Below are 23,372 nucleotides of genomic sequence, written 5' to 3'. Positions count from 1 at the left end.
GACCGCCGCCAACGCCTCCTAACCCGGCGGCGCTCGGGCCGCAGGCGCGAAGGTTCTAACCTGCTGTCATGGGGGACGAGGAAGCGCAGCCGGAATTCAGGCAGTGGTACGACCGTGCGCTCGACGTCGGCCCGGCCGGAAATCAGGCCTTCTTCGGTCGGGACGTGCTGGCTGGCCTGGTACAGGGAATCCGGGACTTCCGAGAGCACCGGCAGCAGCGGTGGGACCAACACCATGGGCCTGGGGCGACGTTGCTGGGCTGCGCGATGTGGATGGACGACCCGGAACTGCTCGACGAACTCGCCAGGCTGCAGGCTGCCTGCGTGGTGGTCAGCAAGCAGGCCCGGGACAAGAAGGTGCAGCCGCCGGATCTGCCCTACAAGCTTCGCCGCCTGGCCGACCTCAACACCCGCGCGCCCGGTCTCCCGGTGTGCTATTTCCCCCCGCTGGAGCAACTGACCTCACTGGTCGACGGTGAGCCCTCGATGATCGGACCCGGGTGGTCGCTGCCGCCCGGCGACGAGATGATCCCGACCGTGCGGACGATCGGCTTCCGCAAGGGCGTGGGCGCCAACGGGTCCATGCCACCGATCCTCCACGCCAAGCTGGCGCTACTCGGCCGCCTCTGGGAACACGACGAGAACGACTTCGGGCCGGCCGACGTCACCGCCTTCACCCCGAAGCGACTCTGGATCGGGTCAGCGAACTTCACGGCGTCGTCACGACGCAGCCTCGAGTTCGGCTTCTGGACGGAGGACCCCGTACTGCTGCGCGGTGCCGAGGAATTCCTACTGGACCTGATCGGCAGCTCAGAGGGCATCGACCCGGACGCCGACCTGCACCTGCCGGAACGGGCGCTACCGGACTTCGACGGCTCCGCCATGGCGGAGGCGGCGGCCGAACTACGGTTCGCCGACCCCGAAGACGACTAACATCGCCGCACTCGGCCGCCCGCTCCCGCTGTCATCGAAGCGCGGATCACCGCGCCAAGGTCTGTGGGTGGCGCCAGCGGTCCCGCCTCGGTCCGGGTGAAGCGGGAGATGAAGGCGGTCATTGGGGAGCGTGCGTGCTACCTAATTGTCGACATCGCCAGAACCCTCGGCGCTCAGATCCGAGGGATATCGCGGCCCGCATGGTGCTCCGATGGTGCTCGGATGTTCGGCACCGGTCGAGCACGGGCGGGTCGAAATCAGCACGGTGAGACCGGCAGCGGCGAGTCCATCACCCTGTCCGTCGCCTGCAGCGCCTGGACCAGCCGAAACAAAAAGCCCTCCGCGTGGACGAAGGGCTTGCAAAACAGTACGAGCTATGAGACTTTGTATTTGGTGGGGAAGGTGGGTTACCCTTCCTCCTACGGATCAGAAGGTTAGGGGTTCGAGTCCCTTCGGGCGCGCCACACGATCAAGGCCGTGACCAGCGAAAACGCCGGTTGCGGCCTTGACTGTTTCCCAGCGTATGCCGTGATCTTCCACTATGCGGGAGCTTGGTGCTCCGTTGGTGCTCCGATGTCTGAGTGCTGTCCGGGTGGGGGTTGTGCCCTGCTCGTGTCGGTCGCTGTCGTTCCTGGTTGCGCAGTCCGGATCCTGGGTGGAATGCCGGCCTGTGAGCTTCCGTGTTCGTCCACTGTGGTCGATGGTGTGGATCTTGATCTTCCCTGTCCCAAGGGTGTTTCGGGTAGTGCGCGGACGTGACCTGCAGGTCAGGCTCGTGCGGCAGCATCGGTGGGGGCGGTTGCGGGTGGTGATGCTCCTGGCGTTCGGGCATCGGCCCACTGTCCTTGCGGCAGGACAGACGAGATCAGGTTCAGCCGCCGATCGGGTCGCGCGCTACTCGCCCCGGCACACACTGGTCGGGCGTTGGCCGTCCGTTTGGTGTTCGTCGTCGGCCTCGCAGAGGCTTCGGCGCGGCCGATCGACCGCAATCCCGACGGTGTCCTGGAGATGCGGCCGACTGCAGTGTCGTGCCGCGAACAAGTCGGAGCATGTTCGTAGGATCTCGCTCATGTTGCGTGTGTGGCCGGTCCGGCAGTCCGCATCACGGCCCGACGTGCCGGTCCTTCGGAGTCTCGGACCCCGGTTTGAGGAGGATCTGCATGGGCGGCACGCAGCGGTCCTCCTTGAGGTTCTGGATGACAAGTCAGCGAACGCCGCGACGAACATTGCGCTCGCGGGGCACTACGGCAGCGGAAAGAGCAGTGTCATCCTCGGCGTCCAGGCGGGTCTGGCTCAGCGGAAGATCAACTGTGTCAACCTGTCGTTGTCGAGCCTGGGCATCGACGATACGAAGCGGGCGCGCATCCAGGAGGACGGCACGCTCCCGCCACTGACGAACCTCATTCAGAAGGAGATCGTCAAGCAGCTGCTCTACCGGAAGGCGCCCGCGGACATGCCGGGGTCGAGGTACTTCCGCATCGACCCGTTCAGGCCTTGGCCGGCGGCGTTCGGGGGTGCTGTGGTCGCGGTGGTGTTCTTCGTGATCGCGGTCCTGTTCGGGCTGGTGAATCGCGTAGAGAAGGTGGCACCTCAGGCTCTGGTCGGTAGTCGTGGCTGGGTGCCGTGGGCGATCGTCGGTGGGCTCGGCGTGTTCCTGGGTGTGGTCTGTTTCTGGGGTTGGCGTGGTTTGCGGAGCCGGGTGCGGGTGGAGAGCGTCTCTGCGGGCGGAGCGGCGGTCACGCTGAGTGCGAAGGAGAACTCCTACTTCGATGAGTACCTCGACGAGATCGTCTACTTCTTCCAGCGGACGAAAACTCAGGTCGCGATCTTTGAAGATCTGGACCGTTTCCGGGATCCGCACATCTTCGAGACGTTACGTGAGCTGAACACGGTCCTGAACAACTCCGAGCAGATCGGGTCGCGGCCGGTTCGGTTCGTGTACGCGGTCCGTGACAGCATCTTCGAACAACTCAAAGTCGATGCCGCCCCGAGCGGTGACGCGGACGCCGATGTCGGTGCGCCGGGGCTTCACGCGTCAGCTCGAGAGACCGCCCCGTCGGCCAACAGGACGAAATTCTTCGATCTTGTCGTTCCCATGGTTCCGTTCATCACGCACCGATCGTCGCGGGATCTGTTGGCGGCGGAGTTCGCCGAATCGGACGAGCGACCTTCGGCCGCGCTGATGAACCTGGTCGGTGGGCATCTGACCGACATGCGTCTGATCCGCAACATCCGCAACGAGTTCGAGGTCTACCGCGTCTCGATCCTGGGAGATAGGGGCCTCAAGGGTCTCACCGCGGACCGACTGTTCGCGATGATGGTCTACAAGAACCTGCATCTGGAAGACTTCGAGGCCATCCGGCTTGGCGCGAGCAAGATCGACGACGCTTACCGGGCTTTCCGCGACATGGTCACGTATCAGACGGTGCGCCAGGCGGCGGTCAGCAAGGAGGCACGGGACCGGATGGCGTCAAACGCGCTGTGGGACAAGCACGCGAAGGTCGCTGGCGAACGGCTCCAAAAGGTGCTGCCCGTTCTTTATCGAGTGACGGGGCGTGTGAGTCGTAGGACTGTCCTGTACTTCCAGTCGCAGGAGTACGCGCTTTCAGACCTTACGTCCGGCGACTTCTGGAGGTCGCTGCACACGACCCGTCAAGGGGTACGTTTCGCTCATCCTGGATACCCAAGCGTGGACCTGTCGTTCGATGATGTGATCGCGCTGGTTGGGGATGGAGCCGCTGCGCTGGATGACGCCGTCGAAGTCGATGTCGAAGGTCTCCGGCGCACCTGGCGGTCCGCGCTGGAGACGAAGGACTTCGTGGCGAAGGCTACGATGGCGCAGCTCATGGCTCGTCCGGACCTGGTCATGCCCAGCGGCGACGATGACTACCGCAGCCTGGACGACATCGTCGCCGGCCTCGTGTCGCCCGTAGCTCGCGACTTGCTCGCGAGGGGCTACATCGACGAGAACTTCACGTTGTACTGCTCGGACTACCACGGCATCGCCATCAGCGTCAGCGCGATGAACTTCATCCTCCATTGCGTTCAGCCCGATCGCGCAGACCACCGCTTCCGGTTCGACGAGCCTGCCTCCATCGACTCGGTCGAGACGGAGATGGGTGCCCGCTTCCTCGGCGGCGAGAGCGTCTTCAACATCGAGGTCTTCGACCACTACCTGTCCACGCACTCCGAGCGGCTCGACACCGCACTGGACAAGCTCGTCACGCGCGCCGGCACCGACACCTCGTTCATCGACGCGTACCTGACGGACGGCGCGTTCCGAGACGTCTTCGTAGGCCAACTGGCTCCTCGCTGGAAGGGCGTGTTCGTCCATCTGGTCGAGAACGCTCCGATCGACCTCGCGGCGGCCGTCGCGCTCATCGATGCCACTGTCCAGAATGCGGATCTGGATGTCGCCTACGTCTCCTCGGACCGGGTGGCAGAGTTCTTCGCGGAGCATTACGCCGAGATGCGGGCGTTTGCCGGCATCGTGGAGACCTCGACGGCGGCTGATGTGGTCGCCCTGGTTTCTCGTTTCGGCACCCAGGTCAGAGACCTGACGGTGCTGGGGGACGCGCAGCGTGAGGCGGTGGTGGCGGCCTGCCTTTATCCGGTCACGAGGGCGAACCTGTTCGCGGCACTCGGTGAAGGCACCCCGCTGGCTCTCGACGTGCTAAAGGCAACCAACCTGACCGTCTACCGCCACGTCCTCGACAACCTGGACAGCTACCTCCACGCTCGCGAGGAAGACGACGTGACCGTCGATGCTTCGGAGGAGTTCGTCGCGGTGCTGAATGACGTCGCCGGTGCCGCCGAACCGGCGGTGCTGGCGATTGCTGAGGGAGCGTCGCAGGCGTGCCAGGTGGCCGACCTGGAGGAACTCGACGCTACGGCATGGACCGCAGTGGTGACGGCGAGCCGGCTCGCGCCGACCGTCCGGAACGTCAGCCAGTTCGTCGACAAGCTCGGTGTCAGTGAGGCATTGGCGAACGCCCTCAACAGCGTCGACCTTACCGATGCCGAGGAGGTGGAGGTAGAGTCCAGGTACAACCTCGGGTACGCGCTGGCCCATGCCGAGAATCTGAACCCGGCGGCGAGGGTCCGGCTGGTGAAGCAACTCAAGCTTCCCGGCGCGTTGGATCCCGAACGCTTGACCGTCGGGCTCAAGCTGCTTCCGGCGCTGCTGGCCGCCAAACTGGTGCCCGATACTGCCGCGACGTATGCGCGCCTGAGCGGTAGCCCGTTCGAGATCCGCGAGGAGTACTTCGCGGCGTCGAAACACCTGGCGTCCTACGTGCGCGACCTTCCGCTGTCGAGCGACGACCTACCCAAGATCATGCGGAGCACCCGGGTGACACCGGACGTCAAGCGGACCATCACCGATGACCCAGAGTACGTACACGGCCGGCTATCCCAGCAAGGTGCCATCGCGATCTGCGAGTGGGCGGCCAAGGGCAACAACATCTCGATCGAGCTGCTGGTCAAGCTCAGCGAAGCCGGAGCACCCGCCGAACACATCCTGCGTCTGCTGCAACCCCGCCTCCGTTACATCGACCTATCGGTGTTGAACCGGATCCTTCTAGCGCTCGGCGACGACTACGAACAGCTCACCAGGCGCGGTCACCATCGTCCCAGGTTGAAGGAACGGGACGGGACCGAAGAGCTACTCGAGGAACTAAAGCGCCGCGGCCAGGTCAGCTCGTACCGTCCATCGAAGGTCGGGGGCATCCGGGTCAACATGCGTCGCTGACATCGGCCCCCAGCGGTTCGCCTCCTACGACGATGCACACCAGGCGCGGCTCGTGGTCTGGGCCGTCGGATTTCGGCCGGTCATAGCTCGGCGAGGATGCGAGCGCGTTGCTCGGCGTGCTCGTGGTCGCTGATCAGTCCTTCCTGGTGCAGGGCAGCCGCATGGCGGAGCCGGTCGGCGATGGTGTGGGGCGGCGGAGTTGTCGGGTTGGTGTGTGGGTGCGTGCCACGGTTGTCGGGATCCGACCCGACAAGGTTGCTGGGGGAGGGCGTCGCGTCCGGCGACGACGTGGTCGTGACGGTGTTGGCGATGGTCCAGAAGTCCTCATCGACGGCGGTGGCGCTGCTAGCGGCGTCGGTGAGGTGACGCAGGGTGTCCGGTTCGCAGTTCAGGACGGCCGCTAGGCGGGTGGCGTGGGCGGTGGTGGGTATCCGGCGGCCGGCGAGGATGTCTGTTGTCACGGTGGTGGCGATGTCGGCCCTGGTGGCCAGTTCGGTGGGGGAGATGCCGGCGAGTTCGGCGTAGACGCACAGGTAGCGGGCCAGTGCCCGGCGGGCGGGTGGTGCGGTGGCGTCGATGGTGGCGACCAGGACGCCGAAGCGGATCCGGCGGCGGGTGGCGGGCAGGTCCGGCAGGTCAACGATCGGCTTCGCGCGTAGCTCGGGTGTGGCGATGAGTTCGAGGGCGACGCACTGGCGCGCGTACTCCTCCCGGATCGTCGCGATCTCCGCGGCGATGGTGCGCAGCCGTAGCAGTTCCTCCCTGGTCTGGTGGAACTGGGATTCGAGTTGGTTGGCGTGGCGTACCGCCTGGTTGCGGGCTTTCTCCGAGGTCCGCAGGTTGTCGATGTGGCGGAGGTTCTCCGCGTAGAGGCGCTCCTGCAGGCGGGCGAGTCGGCGCTGCAGGACCGGGACGCTGGGTTCGCTTTCCGGGACGTTGCGTTGGCCGGGTTTACCGGGAGGACGGCTGACGGGGCCTTTGTAGCCGTGGGGTAGTTGGCCGCGGGCGCACTGGTACCAGCCGGCGGCGAGTGCCCGGATGCTGGCGGTGTCGCAGCTGTCCGGCAGGCAGGCGATGATCAGCTCGGTCATCTCCCAGGTGGGGCCGAGGCGGTACCGGCTGAGTTGCTCGGAGAGCTTCTGCCGGTTGAGGCCGGGGTAGTGCAGGCCCCGGGCGCGGGCGTGTTCGAGGATCTTCGCCTGGCCGCCGATGCCCAGGTAGTCGTGGATGAGGCTGCGCACGTAGAGGGTGTATTCGGCGGCGTCGGGGTTGGCGCACCGGTTGCGGATGGTGGCCTCGTCGACGGCGTACGGGCGGGTGTTGCGGCGCGGCGCGGGGTAGGTGCTCATGCGGTCGTCCTTGATGCACGAGGGTTGCCCGACAGCGGTCGGTGTTGTCGGGAGTTCGTCGGGACCTCTTTCCCGACATTAGGGGCGTCGTGGAAAGTCATTCGCGCCGATCGGTGCTGACTGCCTGGTCGGTCAGGGTGCTCCGTGCCGCTTGGTTGGCCGCCCGGTTGCGCGGAGCACCCGCCATCTATACACCATGCGAGAAAGCGGTGACACAGTGCACTCGACCAGAATCTGGCGCGTGACGGCAACACTGAGCGCACACGTTGTGCGGGCGTGCCTGAGGCCACACTCAGCCCGTCGCCCCAGTCGTCCCGCCCGCCCGGCCCGCCACCGGCCCAAGCACCGTCGTCCAGGCCCGTGGACACGGCGCCCCCGCCGCCGCCGTCCCTAGGCGGCGGTGACCAGCCGCTGAGTCAACAACCGCACGCCGCCCCAGCGCTGTGACGAGTGACGATGCATCAAGTGCTGCGGGCGGCGTGCTCAGCAGGGGCCGATGAACGTGAAGTGCTCGACTGGGCAAAGTCCTCGTCGTGCTGGTCTGCGACGGTGTGTCGGGACCGTAGACAACGGGCGGGTCAGTCTTGCCTGATGTGCTCGCGCCACGAGCCAGGCGAGGGCGCGCGTAGGAGGCGGTCGACCATGTCCTGGGCGTCGGCATGACTGTCGAACTCCCACCGCAGGGTCTTGCCGGTCTCGCTGTCCCCGGCGCGGGCGACGACTGTCCATCGGGTGTGGCGGACGAGCCACACGTCGCGGCGCGCGAGCCGCCCCCATGCGCCGTTCCACCACCTCCTGACCACCTGATCCATGACCCGAATCGTACGCATGTTCGATCATGTTGTGGGTGGTCGGCGGGACGGAGGTCACTCGCAGCGGTCCTCGGCGCCCCTGCCGTACAGTTCGCAGCAGTCGGAGCGGTGCCGGTAGACCCGCAGGTCGTCTCCCTGCCGGTGAGCCAACTCAGTGGTGATCTCGTACAGGCAGGCTCGCCAGACGACGGTCTCCCCGCCGCCGGTGACGACCTGCCCGTCGCCGGGCCCGCCGCGCAGCAGCAGCTTCATTCCTCCGACGGTAGACATCCCGCCCCGTCGAGGGCGGCAGATCGTGGGCGAACCAACTCTGGTCCACTCATCGAAGCGTGCTCAGGGCTGCCGTGCTCGTTGATGCGAGTAGGTGCTGTTCAGGATGGCGTGCCGGATGCGGCTTCAGGTGGTGGGTGGGGATCGTGGTCGGAGGGACATGACCCGGCCATCGGTCGTAGACCGCGCCGGCTCCGTGGCCTGCGCGGGTTCCGGAGGGCGTGAGTCCGAACGATGTGTCATCAGGCCGTTGCTGTGGCGGTAGCGTCCTGGTCGGCTTTGCGGGCGCAGTGCGGGCAACGCTGTGGGCAGGGCGTCTGCGGTGCCGCGGCGTTGAGGCCGCTGGTGTGCAGGATGGTGGTGACTGTTTGCTCGAAGGTGCTGGTCTCGCCGATGACGGTCTCCCCGGGAATGTCGAGCAGGTCGCGGTGGGTGTACCAGCTGCGCATGTGTTCGGGGGTGAAGGACATGGCTTCGTCGCGGCCGAGGTGTCGGCGGACGGTTTCGTCGAAGGTCACGTCGAGGTAGAACACGGCGACCGGTCCGGGATGACTGTCGATGAGCTGGTGTAGGACGGTGGCGTAGCGTTCGGTGTGCAGGATGCCTTCGAGGATGGCGTGGTAGCCGAGGTCGAGAGCGGTGCGGGCGGTCGCGGTGATGAACGTCGGGGCGGCCGGGTCGATGTGGGCGCTGTCGTGTTCCCGGAGCACGGTTCTGCGCAGGTAGTCCTGTTCGAGCAGGGCCGCACCGCGTCCGAAGCGGCGGCGTACCTCGCGGGCGGTCGTGGTCTTCCCGCTGCCGGAGTTTCCCCGAATGATCACCAGCGTAGGCGAGCCCGGGGAATTGCGTTCAATGCGCGACGGGTCGGAGGTCATCGCGGCTCCCCGGAGTTGGGCCAGGTGACGGTGATCGTGGTGTGGCGGCGGGTTACGAGTAGCTGGGGTCCGTCGGGTGTGGGCGGGTGTGTGCCGGTGGGGTGCACGGTGATTGTCGGCCCGGGGCCGTGCCGGTGGTGGTCGTCCCAGACCGTGATGAGGTTGAGCATGTCGGTGGTGAGGGTGTCGGCATCGGGTCCGAAGCCGTGGGTGCCGAACTGCCAGGTGGTGTCGTCGAGCTTGCGGATCGCGAGGTAGGCGAAGCTGTGGGCGGTGAGCAGGGTCGGGCAGACGAACCGGTCTTGCGGGTCGACCAGGCCGGCGGCGCGTTCGCGGTCTACGGCGAGAGTGCCGAAGGGTCGTTGCTGGCTGGCCAGCCACAGGTGCAGCGACTCGAAAGACGAGCCTTCGTGCATGGTGATGGTGACCGGCGACCATGCTTCCCGCCGCGGCGAGTGCAGGGCGGAGGCGAGTGCGTCCGGGTTCACTCCGGTGGTGGTGGTGTCGTCCAGGGTCACGACGATGTCGTCGCCGCGTAGGGCCAGGCGGCGGGTGGGTTGGCGTCCGTCGCCCTGCATCGGTACGAACCCGCATTGCAGTGCGGCGGTGGCGAGGAGATGGTCCTCGTGGCGTCGCAGGGTGAGGCACCGGGTCATGCCGCGTATCCGCAGCGGCACGATGAGAACACCGGCCGGGGTGAGTTGGTCGAGCCAGGCCGGTGGCAGGTCCGGTGTCTCCACGGAGACGATGATGGCGTCATACGGGGCGGCGGGCGGGTGTGCGTACTCGCCGTCGCCGTGTACCACCGTGACCTGCCGGTAGCCGGCCCGGTCCAAGCCGGTGCGGGCGCGGTCGGTGACGTCGGCGTCGATGTCGACGGTGACGACTGTGCCGTCGGTGCCGACGACGTCGGCGATCAGCGCGGCGTTGTAGCCGCCGGAACCCACTTCAAGGACCCGGGCGCCGGGCGCCGGCCTGGCTTGCTCCAGCATGTAGGCCTGCAGCCACGGCGCGGAGATCGAACTCGTCGCGCGTCCGTCCGGGCCGCGTCTGGTGATGACAACGTCGTCGGCGTACGCGGCGTCGATGCCGACGCCGGTCGCGAACAGATGTCGCGGCACCCGACGAAACGCCGCCTCCACCGCCGGAGAGGTGATCCACCGGCCGGCGAGGAGCTGGTCGGCGAGCCGGGCGCGGGCCTCATCGGCGGAGACGGTGTCGAGCGCGGAACCAGCCATGGGTTGACCTCCGTGAGCGGGACGTCGGTGGGATGCGGATGCGCGGCGACAATATCGGGCGCATGTGACAAAACGCTCCTGGCTTGGAGTCGCCCTGTGGGGAGGTCAACGCACCCGCCGCCCTACCAGCGGAGGCGTGAGCGCCTGGCTGCCGCCACCAGCCTTACCGGGCAGGGCGTGAAGTCGACAGGGAACTTCGGCATTCCGTGACTGACCTGAACTTCAGTAGCGCCCCTAGCGATACATGCATCATCTCGGCGGTCTTCTCGGAAGCGGGATTCAACGTTTGGTTTGGCTGTTGCGTAACACGGTTGCGGCCAGGTCGAGTGCCGACGAGAGAGTGCGGTGGGCCGGTTCCGGAAGGTGTCCAAGGCCGAGGCCGCTTGCGTTGATCATCTGCTGTAGCGGGCCGTGGTGTTCGGGACCGATGGCTGGGTGGTTGAGGAGATCGCGCGCCGGGTTGGCGTCCTGCTGCTGGATTACCTCTGTGGCCAGACGATCGATCAGTTCGGCTGCAACGGTTGTGGAAAGGTCGAGGGCGGTGAGGACGAGGCGGGTGCGAAATACCGAGAGTCCGGAGCCTGGCGCCATGGTTGAGGCTCGGTCGATCAGTTCTCGGTCGGCTCGGCTTTGATCGCCGGCGGTGGCTGCGCTCCAGGTATGTAGGAGATCGCGTACCAGTTCCTCCCACGGGTGCTCGATCGTGGTGCGGTTGAGGATGGCGGTAGCTGCGGGGGTGTTTCCCTGGATGAGCTGGGCCACGACGGCGACCTGTCGCCCGTCGCGCAAAGTGTCCCCGATTCCGTCGAAGCGTTGAATATGCGTCATGGCGTCGGTCCATCGGCCGGTGATGGTGAGGGCGCGGGTTCCGTCGGAGAGTAGAACGTTGCGGAGCCAGTGGGTGATCTGTGCGCGTTCTTCGGCCTCCGCAGGGAGCTGCCGGGGATGTATCTCCAACCCGCTGATGACAACGGGGTCGCTGTCGACGACCGCCTGGTAGAGATCGGTGAGCAGGCGGTGCGCACTTTCTCCGTCGCCGGCGCGGATGCGGAGGCGGGCGAGATTGACGACTGGTTCGAGAGCGAACCGGGCGGTGTACCCGTTGAGAGGGGCGCGGCTGAGGTAGAGGTTCGCGTGGCGGTGGCACCAGAGTTCGGCGAGTTCTGCGGCGGCGCAGTCGGAGGCGACGAGAGCGGCTCCGTTGAACACCATCGACGCCTTCTCCGGGTCGTGTTCGCGGTGTGCGAGCCCGGCGAGCCCGGCGAGTCGCGTTACCCGTGCGTCGAGCGGTTTTGCTGGTGGGCGTTTGCGGGCGACGAGGGGGAATCGGGCGGCGATTGTAGGGACGACGGGCATGGTGTCCTCATCTGCTGCGGAAGGGCCGTGCCTCGGGGCGCGAGGAGGTGCGGTGGCCTGCCGTGGTGCACTGCAGGCCGGCCGCGCTCGCATCGGGTCGCCGGGGCGGGGGCTGCGACCCCGGCGGCGCGCGGTCAGAAAGAGATGGTGAGGACCGTGTCGGGTCGGCTGATGTCGCCGGTCTGGACCGGTTCGGTTCCCGCGCGGTGGGCGGTGACGGTGGGCTTGTTGGGGCGGCCTGCCTCGTCCCACTGGTCGAGCAGGTCGGTCAGTTCCGCGGCGAGCTTGTCGGCCTCGGGCCCGTTGGCGATGGCGCCGAGTTCGTGCTGGCCGTCGCCGGTGTCTTGGAAGGCGAGGTAGGCGATGGTGCCGCCGTGGTAGATGGCGGCTCCGGCCCATCGGTAGGCGGGGGTGACAAGTGCGCTGGTGTGGGCGGTGTCGCCTGCGCGGAGACGGCCGAACGGCTTGTTGGCGTTCACGAGGAGCCACAGGTCGAGGTGGCCGACGGGGTCGTCGTCGGTGACCTGGATGCCGGTCCAGCGTTCGTACCGGGGGTGGTTCAGGGTGTGGGCGAGGGCGGCGCGGTCGGGTTGGTCGCCGGCGTCGAGTTTGAGGACCACGTCGGAGGCCAGGCGGGTGTGCTGGTCGGTGTGCTCGGCCGTACCGCGCATGGGTACGAACCCGCAGACCAGCGGTGTCGTGGTGCTGACCAGGGTCGTAGGGCCGGTGCGGTCGAAGGCGAAGCACCGGGTCAGGCCGCTCTCGTGCAGGCGCAGGGGTAGGACGATCCGGCCGTGGTCGGCGAGTTGACTCCACCAGGCTGCCTGGATGTCCCACGCTCCGGCGGTGATGATGGCCCGGTCGTACGGGGCGGATTCGGGGTGACCGAAGGCTCCGTCGCCGCAGATCACCTCGACGGCCTCGTAGCCGGCGCGGTCGAGGCTGGCGCGGGCACCGTCGGCGAGGTCCTGGTCGAGTTCGATCGTCGTGACTGTGCCGCCGGGGTTGGTCAGCTCGGCGAGGAGGGCGGCGTTGATGCCGGTGGCCGCGCCGATCTCCAGGACGTGGTCTCCGGGTTGCGGGTCGAGTTGTTCGAGCATGTCCGCGACGAGGCTGGGGCTCGATGCCGACGACAGCGCCGCGCCGTGGGGGTCGCGTTTGGTGACGATCTGACGGCGGGTGTAGACGGTTTCCAGATCGACGCCGGGAAGGAACTGCTCCCGGGGCACCGTCCGGAATGCCTGCTCGACAGGGGCGGAGCGGATGTGGCCGCGCTGTTTGAGGGTGGTGACGAGCTGTTCGCGTAGCGCGGCTGCGTTGGGGCCGTCAACTTCGGTTTGGGAGGAGTTCACTGCTTTTACCCTACTGTCGGTTGTCCCGGCGGAGCGGTCGCCGGGTGGGATGTCGGACGTGTGGAAGGCGACGTGTATGGCGGCTGTGGCCAGCAGCCAGGTATCGGTGGCCGAGATGCCGAGCCGGTTGAACAGGAACAGGACGTGGTGGGTCAGCACGCCGCGCAGGTCGCGGGTCAGTACGCCGTTCCGGTCGAGGAACTTGAGGTCTCGGCCCGCCTGCTCGTGTGCCCTCGGCCATGCAGGAGTGGTGCTCAACGGGCTGCGTGGCGTGTCGTCGCTGGCGGTGACCAGACGCTGCACGGCGGCGATCAGCGTGGGGCTCGGCGCGGGTGTGTGAGGTTGGTGCCGGCGGGTGGTGATATGCCGCCAGACATCGCCCTGTTCGGAGAATTCGAGGCCGGCGGCGCGCATGAGGCGGGTGGCGAGCAGCACGCCCAGCTCTCGTCGGTGGTCGCCGCCGCCGGCGAGGTGGCCGAGGATGTGGCGGCTGTCGGCGTGGAAGAGGGTGTGGGCGATCGTCATCGCGTCCTCGCCGCCGAAGGCGTACGCCTCCGCCCGGTAGACGGGCTCGGCGACATCGCGGATCCGGTCGTCGGCGGTGATGCCGGCGAGCAGGGCGTAGACCGGGGGGAGCCGACCGCCGGGCAGCAGCCGCAGCCGCCACGTCTCGGACTTGCGGACGAACCAGAACGCACGGATCACGCCGTCGTCTTCGGCGGCGACGAGCGCGGGGGCGAGCCGGTCCGCGGCGTACTTCTCAGCAGTCCGCCAGTTCGTGAAGGTCAGATTCACCTGGCGCCACCGGCTGACCGGCCCTGTGTCCGTTGGTGCCTCGGTGTCGGGATCGAGGTCCATGACGCTCTCCTCGTCTAGTTGATCAGCAGGCTCGTGGACCAGTGGATGTCGGTGCCCGTAGCGAAGGTGTGCAGGGTCAGGGCGATGCCGGCGGGACCTGAGATCAAGCCGGACGGCGCGGGGGTGGGGTTGGTGGCGTGCTGGATCAGCAGGCGCATCAGCTGGGGCACGGCGGCGGACAGGCTGGTGTCGCGGGCATCGGCGGCGGCGTACCAGAGTGTCGCGGCGAGTCCTGCCCAGCCGTGGCACAGCGCCGGGTCGATGATCCGGCTGAGCTGGACGGGGTCGGCCAGGCAGCGGGCCAGCGCGTCTTCTGCCGCCTGCCGCCGGGCAGGGTCGCCGAGGGCGATCCCGGCGAGCTGCTGGGCCCGGGCGATACCGGGGGTGCCGTAGCACCAGGACGGCCGCGCCGGGCCGTTCACCGCGGGCTGCCCGGCATGCAACTCCGCAACCGTGATCTTTTCGGGCCACCATGGGCCCGCCGGGCTCACCTGCTGCCACCTGTCCAGCCACGAGCAGATCCGGCCGATCGCCTCGATCTGGCCCGGCACCCGGATGTCCTGACGCAGTGCCAGAGCCAGCAGGGCCAGGGGACCGGTGATGCCGTGCGCCATGCCGACGTTGGCATGCCCGCCCCGCTCAGGGCCCTCGGCATTGGGTGGGTCTGTGCTCCACCAGCCCGGCGCGAGCCGGCCTGCCTCGTCGTCGGCGTCGACCGGCTCGGTGAGCCGCACCAGGTATGCCAGTACCCGGCGCAGCAGGTCGCCGCCAGGGTGACGGCGCAGCAGGTGGGCTCCCAGGCCGGTCAGCCCGCGGACGAGGTCGAACTCCGACAGCGCGGGCCGGGCGCCGACTCCGAGGCGCGCCTCGGAGTCGGCCAGCCGACGCTCGGCAAGGTCCGCGACGGCGTGGTCCAGGGCGTCCAGGGCAGCTGGTCGGGCGTGTGGCATGGCCGTGGTCAGGGCATGGGTGACAGCGGGTACACCGAACCACAGCCCCGCCCCGGTGCCGTTGTTCAGCGTCTCCGCGCTCGCGCGGCGCAGCCACGCACGGACCGGCTCCCATCCACCGTGCCCCGTCTGCGCGCGTACCCCGTGCAGGATCGCCACGCCGGCGGCCCCTTTGGACAGCGATTGGCCATACCAGCGCGTGCTTCGCGGCCCGTAGTCGACACCGGTGGGTTGGGCAGGCGGCTCGGTCAGGGTGTCGGTGATGCACGAGGCCGTCGTCTCGGCCGCTCGTCGCAGTGGCGTGGCACGCAGGGTGACGGTCATCGGCCAGCTCCTGTAATGCGATCACGGCGACGTACCGCCGCCAGCGCGATGTGGCGGGCGAGCCGATACGTGACCTGCTCGGCAGCCTCGTCCGGGCCGTGCGTGCGAACGAAATGCAGATGCATCAGCGACGTGAGCACCCCTGCGGGAGTCAGAGCACCGGCGGAGGCCGACAACGCGTCGGTGTACCGGGCGGCGGCCCGGGAACGTTCCCGCCACGCGTGCTGAACCGGCTCCGGTAACGACGTCGGATCGAGGGTGACCGCCTGGCGCAGGACGCCTCGGTCGATCGGCGCCCGGCCGGGGTGTTCCGGCCGGGCGACAAACCACTGGCACCCGTCGTCGCGGCTGCCGAGCATCGCGGCGGCCAGGTCGATCATGCTCGCGGCGGTCAGTGCCTGCGGGTCGAGCCGGGATTCGTCCTTCGTCGCCATCTGGGTCACGGCGGCGCGGGAGTCCGCGGCGAACAGCTCCTCGGCGGCAGACATGGCTGGGCCGTCGCCGTACCGGCCGGTCTCGGGACGGTAGGTGTCCAGGCGCAGATCACCCGCGAGTCCCTGCTGCCGAAGCGCGGCAGCCCACCGGCCGACTCTGACTGCCGCCTGACCGTAGTCGTACGTGTGTAGCCGGAGCCGCAGGTGCGGGTATGGGCGGCGCATGCGGATGAACCACCACATCGGCGGCTCGGGCCAGTCAGCGAACAGCGCCGGCAGCCCTCGCCGCAGCACCAACTCCATCATCGACGGCTCGACGGTGAGCGATCCAGACAGCAACCCGCTCTCGCCCGGCGCAACCGGGTCCGCTGGTGCAGGAGGCGGCCACGAGCCTCGGGCAGCGACCGCGGCGGGAGCTGTGGCCGGAGCGGCTGTGGAGGCGACCGGTACGACGATTTCGTGCGCGCGGCCGGACAGCCATCCGAAGTCCTCCAGCCCCGCCGCCTCGACGATGGTGACCGCCGCGTCGCTGTTGGCGTCCAGGTGGGCGCGCAACAGCGACCGGTCCATGGCCTGATCGAGGTCGAGCCGCAGTCGCTGGTCGCCGCTGCCGACCTGCACCCATCTCGGCAGCCGTAGCCTCTCGCGCAGCGCTTCCCATGCCGCCGACCATTCGCCGTCGCTGACAGCTGGGGCGGGCAGCCGCGCCGGGTCGATCCGCCACCGCGCCGCGGACAGGAGAACCCGGCCGTACCGCAGGGCGGGTCGAAACGGCAGACAGGACGCCGCGCCCCAGTCGAACGGCTTGAGTCGAGCGTCCGAGGCTCGCGGTAGCTCGACGAGGAATCGGGCGAGCAGCGGCATGGTGTGTACGGCGGCGGCGTGCGCCACGGTGGGCTCGACCACCCGACGCCGCGACATCGACACCAGAACCAACCGATCGCCGCCGGCTGCCATGCCGAGGTCGTCGAGGCCGATCACGTTGTCGGCAGCAGGGCGGTGCTCGGCAATGCTGACCAGCCACGGGAGTACCTGCGGGGACCTGAGCACGTTCTGGGCATGCAGCTTGCGCGGCGGGAAGCTCACCTGCGCCGGCATGGCCCCTTCCACCGCGGCCGGCAGGCGCGCGAACTCCCGACGCATCCACTCGCGCTCGGCATACGGCAGCACGTCGAGGAAGCGGCCACTCGTCGCCATCGCCGAGCGGCCTATACCCGTCACCGCGACCAGGAACCGGCCTTCCTCCAGCGCGCGTAACGACACCGCGCGCACCTCCGCCGACACGTCAACATGCGGACTGACAAGTCTCTCGCCGTGGGCTGGGCCGGCGAGGGCCCGCACGGCGGCATCATCGAGGACCACCTCACGGACACCGTCGATCAGCGCCTGCTGCGCCAACGCCATCAAGCGCTCATCCCGACCGGACAGTGGCACCGCCGGGGAATCGATGCTGCCGAAGTGCTCCGGGTAGCCCAGACCGGCCACCGGATCGACCACCTCGGCAAGCGGCACCACCGCCGCCATCCCGTACCGATCGACAAACCGGGCCTGGTAAGCGCGCCACTCCGGCCGCCCCGTCGGATGCGGCGTCAACCGACGCAGCACCTCCACCGACGCGATGACCTCCGCGGCGACCTGATGCGGCACCACAACCTGATCCGCGAGCCGGACATCCACCGCCAACGGCTGCCGAGCCACCGCCAACTCCCGCATCCGAGCGGCCAGCCCACGCACGTCTGCCGCCCGGCCTGCGGTGGCACCGAGGCGACCGTGCAGCGCCCGAAGCTCCTGAACCATCTGCCCGCCGGGGTCGGTATGAGGGATGGCGTCAAGCTGGTCCAAGACGTGCTTGATCGGGTCGGCGCAGGTAGACGGCGGCCGCAGGGCAGATATCAACACGCCCTGATCGACCAGGTCGACCACCAGCGCCTCAGCCGACGTACGCGGGAAGTCCGGGTAGCTGGCGGCGACCTTGTCGACCAGGTCAGCCCACAGCACCGGCCCGCAGGCCAGCGACATCGCCAGCCGCACCGCCTCGGTACGCCTCACCGAGAACGCGCCCCCGGTGACTGCGCAGGCATGGGGCCGGCACTCCACGACGATCCGAAGCCCAGACACCCGCGCCAGGTTGTTCGCCTGGACGTACAGGCCACGGCGTACCTTCGGATCGGCCTCAAGCTGCGCGACCAGCGACGCCAGCCACTCCGCGTCCGGGCGTACACGCACCGCCGACCGCTCTGACGACGTCACTGCGGCTACCGTGTCGAAACGCAACGTCGCCACTCCCGAGAACAACCCGAAGGGCGTCGCCCGTCGCCGAGCGCGGACCAGGTACCGCGCCAACGCCAACGCCAACCGCCACCCTTGGCCAGCGTCGAACCTTCCGCCAGCGAGAGCCGCCTCTACACGGTCGGCGAATCCGGGACTCGCCACCCAGACCGCTTCCGCCATCCCGACCTGACGCCAGGTCGCCCGCAGCCAGGCTTCGACACCGGCAGGATCGTGTCGGTGCGACCAGGGCACCCCATGATCCGGCCACACATGAGCTGCGATGCGGACGGTGGCGGCATCAACAGTGCGAAACATGACACCTTCCTGCCGTCAACACTTCCCTGCGAGGCCCTGCCTTCGTGGGACGCCGGTTCCGGCGGGCGCACGGGGGACCGCCCGCCGGAACCGACTGAAGTGCGGCGACTAGCAGTCGCTGCCCTTCACGGTGTCGCAGCCGTCGTCCGTGTCCGCCAACAACGCCGCGGCGACCGGACCCTCCGTGACGATCTCCACGTCGAGCTGGAACGGGTCACCGCTGACGGCGAGCAGGTTGTCCATGACTGGTCCCTCCAACGAGACTTGCGATGGGTGGGCAGGCAGCCCCAGCGGCTACCGACCCGTCGGCTACTTCACGTTCCTCTGTAGCCAGCGTCGAGAAACGGGAGCTGCCGCTGCCGGCCGAACAGCGACGCACGCCTTCCCTGACCTCGGCAAGCAGGCCTGAAGCGGCCGGCTGCCGCCTAAAGCCTCACCGGCTACGCCTTACACGATCACTCATAGTGAATGGTGCGGGAATACCGACTTGCGGTCCGACTTCGCGGTGGCCCGTGTCGCTTCGCGGCGTGACAGCGTGAGAGCTGGATGATCTAGACAACCGGTGGCATAGTCGGCGGAGGTCGGCATGCTGGGTAGAGGGGAAATCGGTGCCTCGTCATCCGGACACCATGATCAGGCCGAACACCGCGCTCAGTGAGGCCCGGCGTCGTCTGTCCTCGCCGATGCGTCCTGGCCAGTGCATGTCCCGCAGCGAGCTGGCCGATGCGGTCAACGCGGCGCTCGACCGCATTTGCTCGGGCCGTGACGTCACCGCCCAGTACGTCGACTTCCGTTGGGTCGGCAAGCTGGAGCGTGGCGAGCATCGCTGGCCCAGCGAAGCGCGGCGAGCAGCGCTGCGTCGGGTACTCGACGCCGCCACCGATGCTGATCTCGACCTCTACAGCCCTCGACGAAGCGATGGAACAGGCGTCGTCGACGAGACGCCCGAGCCACGACCAGGCAGCTGGGACGAGACCATCCACCTGTTGCGTGAACAGTGGCATCTCTTGGTCGAGAACGACAAGATGTTCGGCCCCGAGTACGCGCTGATGGGCGTCACCAGACAACTGACGACGATCGAGGATCTTCCCAGCGAGGTGCCCCAGGCGCTTCGCCCTGCCGTCATCCGCCTCGCCGCGCAATACGCCGAATCCGCGGCCTGGCTGCACCAATCCCTCGACGACCACGCCGCAGGCCACCGCCGGACACGACAGGCTCTCGCCTGGGCAGGCCAGATCGCCGACCCGACCATGACCGCCTGGGCTGCCTACCGCAGCAGCCAACAGTGGTTGACCAGCGGACACCCCGCCCAGGCCGTTGAGCAGGCCGAAGCGGCGCTGCTTTACGACCAGAAGCTCCCCGGACCGATGCGGGCGGCGCTGCGTGTCCAGCACGCGCACTCCCTCGCCGCCACAGGCGAGCACCGCGCGGCGCTGCGCCTGCTGGACGCCGCGCATCGCTGGGCGGCGGACCGCCACCCGGGAAAGCCAGAGGGCGAGCACGGCTCCTACTGCACCAGCGGCTACATCGAAGTGCACCGCGGGGCCTGTCTTCGGCTGGCGCAGCGGCCACAAGAGGCCATCGGCGTCATCGACGAAGCTCTTCCTGCGATTCCACGGCAGCATCGCCAGGACTTCGCCTCCGCCCTGCTGAACAAGGCAATGGCCCATGCCGCAGCGAACCAGCCCGACCAGGCTGCGGTGACGGCACACCACGCCTTGCCGATCGCGCGTCGGGCGGGATCACGACGAATCCTGCATCAACTCGCGTACCTCGGCGCCGCAGTTAACGTGCACCAGCAACTACCAGAGGTCCGCGTCTTTCTAGATGACCTCCGGGAGGTCACCTGATGGCATCCGACGTCGAGTTGACCGCGATGCGGCAAGCGATCACGTTGTCCTCGTTCGGCTTGGGCACCACGAGCCCAAACCCGCCCGTCGGCTGCGTCATCCTCGATCGCCGTGGTGACGTTGTCGGCGCCGGCTATCACCGGCGCAAAGGAGAAGCCCACGCCGAAGTGAACGCGCTCAGCACGGCGGGAGCCGCAGCGCGAGGCGGCACCGCCGTCGTCACGCTCGAACCCTGCAACCACATCGGCGTCACCCCGGCCTGCCGCCAGGAACTCATCAACGCCGGCGTCACCAGAGTCGTCATCAGCGTCCTCGACCCGACCTCCCGAGGCGACGGCGGCGCCGCGATGCTCACCGCCCACGGCATTGAGGTCGAGACCAACGTGCTGCCCGACGAGACCCTCACCGTCCTCGGCCCCTGGCTTGTCGCCACCCGCCGCCGCCGTCCCTACCTGATCTGGACCTACGCCTTCGACACGCAGGACAGCCAGCCTGTCAACGAGCAACTAACCGCGGATCTGCGAAGTGGGACAGACCTCGTGCTCAGCGACAAGACCCTTGAGGAGGGCGTTTCCGGCGGTCACGCGCCCGAACACTTCACGCTGCCCGACGACCTGAGCGGTGATCTCCGACCGTGGCTGTCAGCCTGCTACGCCACCGGCTCGCGAACCATCCTGGCCGTCGGAGCCCATCATTCCGGCGCATTCCACGACAACCTTGACTGCGTCGATGAGATCGTGGTCGCCATCAAAAAAACCCCACCGACGGGGGCCCTCGCGGCAGCCACCGCGGACCTCACGCCGGCGGGTTTCGAGTTGGCTGATATCTCGCCCGACAGCACGGGAGTGCGTGTTCACCTCCGCCGGCCCAAGCCGTCTCCTGAAAGAGCCGACATCGCACAGCCGGGCATGCGCTGATGCGCTGCTGCCGCAGCTGAAATCGAGCGATCACTGCCTGCCATACCTAGAATGCGTGAGCCTAGAACAAGCACGCCGAGTTGATGGCGCCGGCCAGCTCGGCTTGGGACAAGTGCTGGCCGGGCTGTCACGGGCACGCCGCTGACGGGCGTGATGACAGTGGTGTCGGCGTACAGGGCCGGGTGTACAGGCAGGTACGCCAGAGCGTACAGAGATCCACGTCCCTGAAGAGCCGACGACGCCTTGTCGAGCAACCTCCACGCCACAACGGCCGACCCACTGGCCGATTACACTCTGTCACTGCCGGGGTTAGTCGCGCTCGTACCGGATGGCGGCAGATGAGGATGCCGTCGGGCCTGATGGCGACCTCCGCACCACGCTGGAAGACCCACGGCCGACTCATGTCTCGTAGGCGAGCGCCTTCTGGAGGTGGAAGTCCGCAACGTCGAGCATCCACTCCCGGTTCGGGAAGTCACCCTCGGCGATACGGAGCGGGCCGCCGACCAGATCTAGATGCATGACGTACTGGTAGTACTTGACACGCTGCGGGTCGAGGTCTGGGTTGCGGAGCGCCTCGTAGTGCGGGCCGAAGCGCATCCGCATCCAGCAGTGCTCTACTTCGATGTCGGTGTACATCAGGCCCTCGATGTCGATGATGACGGGCTCCCCGTCCGGCCCGACGAGCGTGTGTTCCGCGCAGAGTTCGCCGTGGACCACGCCGTGTTCTGCGCGCGGGCCGAGTGCGGCGTGCAGGGTGCGGAGTTTCCCCTCCAGCATTGCCTCACCTTCAGCCGCGCGGGCATCGCGGGGCACGGCGGTGGCAATGTTCACCAGCGCGCGTTCCAGGTAGGCCTGCTCGCAGGTCTTGTCCGGCGCTGCTCCTCCGCTGTCGATCCACGCGACCCGTCCGAACGCCGGCGCGCGGTAGGCATGCATGCGCCGAAGCATGTCCGAGAGCTGCGCGAGCGTTTGCCGGCCTGCGTCCGGGTCGCGTTCCAGCAGCGCCTCCAGCGTTCCGCCGCGGACGTCCTCAGCGACGGCGATGTCGGCCGGGTAGAAGTCCTTGCTGCGGTCGGCTAGCAACAGCCGCGGCGACCGAACTCCGACCGATTCCAGTCGACGGGTGGCACCCTCGAAGAAGTCGATACCCGAGGCGTGAGCGAACGGGTTCGACGGGTCGTCGTGGCCATCCGGGAGAAGCCCGTCCCAGTAGTCCTCGTCGGCGTTCCAGACGTAGACGATCACGCTCGTGGCGTCGTCCAGCATGATGCGGTAGACACCCTTCTTGGTGCCATTGAGTAGGCGTTCGACGGCGGCGATGCGGCGGTCAGTGCCGAAGACCTCCCGCATCACTGGGGTCAGGGTTTCGGCGTCGGCGAATTTTCGTTCAGCGGTCATTTCCGGTCCCCGTCTGGAGCGCCTGTATCGATCCTCCGCCAGTGGTCCTAGCCTCCGCAGATTCACCCGCCGGTTGAGCCAAGCCCATTAGCTGACGATCTCCAAATCGACCAGCTTAAGGCATCGCGCGCGTGGATGCCTCTCACGGGTATGGTGACGCGCACTGATCTCGGCAGATCCGCACGCCGAGAGAACGGACGGCTCAGCAACATCCCGTAACGCAACGTCACCGACTTGGACCGTCGTCAGAGTAGGCAGCGACTCGCCGGACGCATACCGAACTAGGCATCAGGTTGCACTTGCAGCCGTACGTATCTCTGCACTCGGATCTATACACCGACAGGTGGCGGGACGGCGCGGTTCTCGCCTCCCTTCACAGGATCGGTCGGACTGTTCCCGTCACCCCTGGCTCAGCAGGGCGGCGAGATGATCGTCGAACGACTGCGCGAGGCTTGCCAGCAGGGCTTTGCCCTTGGCTGCGGTGCCTGCTGAGGGGCGGCCGATGACGCCCGTCTTCGTGTACGCGCTCATCCCGTGGAGTAGCAGCATCGGTCGGTCGTCTGCGGCGTGGTCTCCAGCGCTGAAGTCCTCGCCGACCGCGTGGGGCTGTACGTGTAGCAGGATGGAAACTTCCAGCTCACCGGCGTGCATATCGTGGTGGGCGTCGCTGTCCAAGCGCGCTTCTTGCCGGGCTTTTGCCCAGTCGGTGCGGGTTGGGAACAGCGTCATCGAGCCGGGCGTCACGGTATTGGCGGTCTGCACGATGTTGGACAGCACGTAGTTGCCGCCGTGGCCGTTGACGATGGCCAGCCGGGTGATTCCGCTCGCGGCGAGCGAGGACCGGATGTCCTCGATGACCGCTGAGAGGGTTTGGTGGCTGATGCTGACGGTACCGGCCCAGCCGGCGTGCTCGTGCGAGCACGACAGCGTGATCGGCGGCAGGACCAGGACGTTGTGCTGTCGCGCGATGGCCGCAGCGATTGCGGTGGCGACGATCGTGTCGGTGGTCAGCGGTAGAAACGAACCGTGCTGCTCGAAGCTGCCGACGGGTAGAACGGCTACCTCAGGTGCGCTCGCGGCGACGTCGGTGCTGGTGATAAGCGGCAGCAGGTCCATAGGGT

16 protein-coding genes are annotated in these 23,372 nt (G+C 67.8%); 4 read left to right on the top strand and 12 right to left on the bottom strand.

The annotated features are described in order from the left end of the window. Positions 1 to 68 precede the first annotated feature (68 nt). Positions 69 to 932: a hypothetical protein gene (locus tag KBX00_RS00560; RefSeq protein ID WP_210822091.1), complete on the top strand. Its 864-nt coding sequence runs from the start codon at positions 69 to 71 to the stop codon at positions 930 to 932. A 1,069-nt stretch (positions 933 to 2,001) separates the two neighbouring features. Then, entirely contained in the window at positions 2,002 to 5,682 is a 3,681-nt protein-coding gene (locus KBX00_RS00555; protein WP_210822090.1) for a hypothetical protein, read from the top strand. An 80-nt stretch (positions 5,683 to 5,762) separates the two neighbouring features. Here KBX00_RS00555 and KBX00_RS00550 read toward each other — a convergent pair whose 3' ends face one another. The 10 genes from KBX00_RS00550 to KBX00_RS00505 all read right to left on the bottom strand — a co-directional run bounded on the left by KBX00_RS00550 (position 5,763) and on the right by KBX00_RS00505 (position 18,329). Then, the gene (locus KBX00_RS00550; RefSeq protein ID WP_210822089.1) at positions 5,763 to 7,031 is read right to left on the bottom strand and encodes a helix-turn-helix domain-containing protein; all 1,269 of its coding nucleotides are present in this window, start codon (positions 7,029 to 7,031) and stop codon (positions 5,763 to 5,765) included. A 578-nt stretch (positions 7,032 to 7,609) separates the two neighbouring features. Next, on the bottom strand, positions 7,610 to 7,843 hold the full coding sequence (locus tag KBX00_RS00545; RefSeq protein WP_210822086.1) for a hypothetical protein: 234 nt from the start codon (positions 7,841 to 7,843) through the stop codon (positions 7,610 to 7,612). Between the two features lie 54 nt (positions 7,844 to 7,897). Beyond that, complete coding sequence (locus tag KBX00_RS00540) at positions 7,898 to 8,095, bottom strand: hypothetical protein (protein WP_210822083.1); 198 nt, start codon at positions 8,093 to 8,095, stop codon at positions 7,898 to 7,900. 260 nt (positions 8,096 to 8,355) lie between these two features. Then, positions 8,356 to 8,988 (bottom strand): AAA family ATPase, encoded by a 633-nt coding sequence (locus tag KBX00_RS00535; RefSeq protein ID WP_210822081.1) that lies wholly within the window; start codon positions 8,986 to 8,988, stop codon positions 8,356 to 8,358. After that, positions 8,985 to 10,226, bottom strand: coding sequence for a methyltransferase, FxLD system (gene fxlM, locus KBX00_RS00530; protein ID WP_210822078.1), 1,242 nt, complete (start codon positions 10,224 to 10,226; stop codon positions 8,985 to 8,987). The genes KBX00_RS00535 and fxlM (KBX00_RS00530) overlap by 4 nt, the downstream gene beginning before the upstream one ends. A 279-nt stretch (positions 10,227 to 10,505) precedes the next feature. Further along, complete coding sequence (locus KBX00_RS00525; RefSeq protein WP_210822076.1) at positions 10,506 to 11,582, bottom strand: hypothetical protein; 1,077 nt, start codon at positions 11,580 to 11,582, stop codon at positions 10,506 to 10,508. Positions 11,583 to 11,716: 134 nt separating this feature from the next. Continuing rightward, a complete protein-coding gene (gene fxlM, locus KBX00_RS00520; RefSeq protein WP_210822074.1) occupies positions 11,717 to 13,792 on the bottom strand; it encodes a methyltransferase, FxLD system in 2,076 nt (691 codons plus the stop codon). Positions 13,793 to 13,806: 14 nt separating this feature from the next. Further along, complete coding sequence (locus KBX00_RS00515; RefSeq protein ID WP_210822072.1) at positions 13,807 to 15,066, bottom strand: lanthionine synthetase C family protein; 1,260 nt, start codon at positions 15,064 to 15,066, stop codon at positions 13,807 to 13,809. Continuing rightward, complete coding sequence (locus tag KBX00_RS00510) at positions 15,063 to 18,086, bottom strand: lantibiotic dehydratase (protein ID WP_210822070.1); 3,024 nt, start codon at positions 18,084 to 18,086, stop codon at positions 15,063 to 15,065. Before KBX00_RS00510 ends, KBX00_RS00515 begins: the two co-directional genes overlap by 4 nt. A 108-nt stretch (positions 18,087 to 18,194) precedes the next feature. Continuing rightward, positions 18,195 to 18,329 carry an FxLD family lanthipeptide gene (locus KBX00_RS00505; protein ID WP_210822068.1) on the bottom strand — a complete coding sequence of 45 codons (135 nt, stop codon included), beginning with the start codon at positions 18,327 to 18,329 and terminating at the stop codon, positions 18,195 to 18,197. 386 nt (positions 18,330 to 18,715) lie between these two features. Between KBX00_RS00505 and KBX00_RS00500 the strand changes: the two genes are divergently transcribed. Next, complete coding sequence (locus KBX00_RS00500) at positions 18,716 to 19,936, top strand: hypothetical protein (protein ID WP_210822066.1); 1,221 nt, start codon at positions 18,716 to 18,718, stop codon at positions 19,934 to 19,936. After that, positions 19,936 to 20,853: a bifunctional diaminohydroxyphosphoribosylaminopyrimidine deaminase/5-amino-6-(5-phosphoribosylamino)uracil reductase RibD gene (gene ribD, locus KBX00_RS00495; protein WP_210822064.1), complete on the top strand. Its 918-nt coding sequence runs from the start codon at positions 19,936 to 19,938 to the stop codon at positions 20,851 to 20,853. Before KBX00_RS00500 ends, ribD begins: the two co-directional genes overlap by 1 nt. Before the next feature lie 399 nt (positions 20,854 to 21,252). On the opposite strand, the gene KBX00_RS00490 is transcribed toward ribD, so the two are convergent. Beyond that, positions 21,253 to 22,251: a phosphotransferase gene (locus KBX00_RS00490; RefSeq protein WP_210822062.1), complete on the bottom strand. Its 999-nt coding sequence runs from the start codon at positions 22,249 to 22,251 to the stop codon at positions 21,253 to 21,255. Positions 22,252 to 22,650: 399 nt separating this feature from the next. Beyond that, complete coding sequence (locus tag KBX00_RS00485; RefSeq protein ID WP_210822060.1) at positions 22,651 to 23,367, bottom strand: creatininase family protein; 717 nt, start codon at positions 23,365 to 23,367, stop codon at positions 22,651 to 22,653. Positions 23,368 to 23,372: the final 5 nt, after the last annotated feature.

Origin of the sequence: Micromonospora sp. C95 (genome assembly GCF_018070465.1) — a bacterium.
Classification (GTDB): Bacteria; Actinomycetota; Actinomycetes; order Mycobacteriales; family Micromonosporaceae; genus Micromonospora.
Note: the sequence above shows the minus strand (reverse complement) of the source record. Positions and strands in the feature narration are given on the sequence as shown.

Coding starts and splice junctions, on each gene's coding strand:
- KBX00_RS00560 (WP_210822091.1), top strand. CDS start 69: ATGGGGGACGAGGAAGCGCAGCCGGAATTCAGGCAGTGGTACGACCGT.
- KBX00_RS00555 (WP_210822090.1), top strand. CDS start 2,002: ATGTTGCGTGTGTGGCCGGTCCGGCAGTCCGCATCACGGCCCGACGTG.
- KBX00_RS00550 (WP_210822089.1), bottom strand. CDS start 7,031: ATGAGCACCTACCCCGCGCCGCGCCGCAACACCCGCCCGTACGCCGTC.
- KBX00_RS00545 (WP_210822086.1), bottom strand. CDS start 7,843: ATGGATCAGGTGGTCAGGAGGTGGTGGAACGGCGCATGGGGGCGGCTC.
- KBX00_RS00540 (WP_210822083.1), bottom strand. CDS start 8,095: ATGAAGCTGCTGCTGCGCGGCGGGCCCGGCGACGGGCAGGTCGTCACC.
- KBX00_RS00535 (WP_210822081.1), bottom strand. CDS start 8,988: ATGACCTCCGACCCGTCGCGCATTGAACGCAATTCCCCGGGCTCGCCT.
- fxlM (WP_210822078.1), bottom strand. CDS start 10,226: ATGGCTGGTTCCGCGCTCGACACCGTCTCCGCCGATGAGGCCCGCGCC.
- KBX00_RS00525 (WP_210822076.1), bottom strand. CDS start 11,582: ATGCCCGTCGTCCCTACAATCGCCGCCCGATTCCCCCTCGTCGCCCGC.
- fxlM (WP_210822074.1), bottom strand. CDS start 13,792: ATGGACCTCGATCCCGACACCGAGGCACCAACGGACACAGGGCCGGTC.
- KBX00_RS00515 (WP_210822072.1), bottom strand. CDS start 15,066: ATGACCGTCACCCTGCGTGCCACGCCACTGCGACGAGCGGCCGAGACG.
- KBX00_RS00510 (WP_210822070.1), bottom strand. CDS start 18,086: ATGTTTCGCACTGTTGATGCCGCCACCGTCCGCATCGCAGCTCATGTG.
- KBX00_RS00505 (WP_210822068.1), bottom strand. CDS start 18,329: ATGGACAACCTGCTCGCCGTCAGCGGTGACCCGTTCCAGCTCGACGTG.
- KBX00_RS00500 (WP_210822066.1), top strand. CDS start 18,716: ATGATCAGGCCGAACACCGCGCTCAGTGAGGCCCGGCGTCGTCTGTCC.
- ribD (WP_210822064.1), top strand. CDS start 19,936: ATGGCATCCGACGTCGAGTTGACCGCGATGCGGCAAGCGATCACGTTG.
- KBX00_RS00490 (WP_210822062.1), bottom strand. CDS start 22,251: ATGACCGCTGAACGAAAATTCGCCGACGCCGAAACCCTGACCCCAGTG.
- KBX00_RS00485 (WP_210822060.1), bottom strand. CDS start 23,367: ATGGACCTGCTGCCGCTTATCACCAGCACCGACGTCGCCGCGAGCGCA.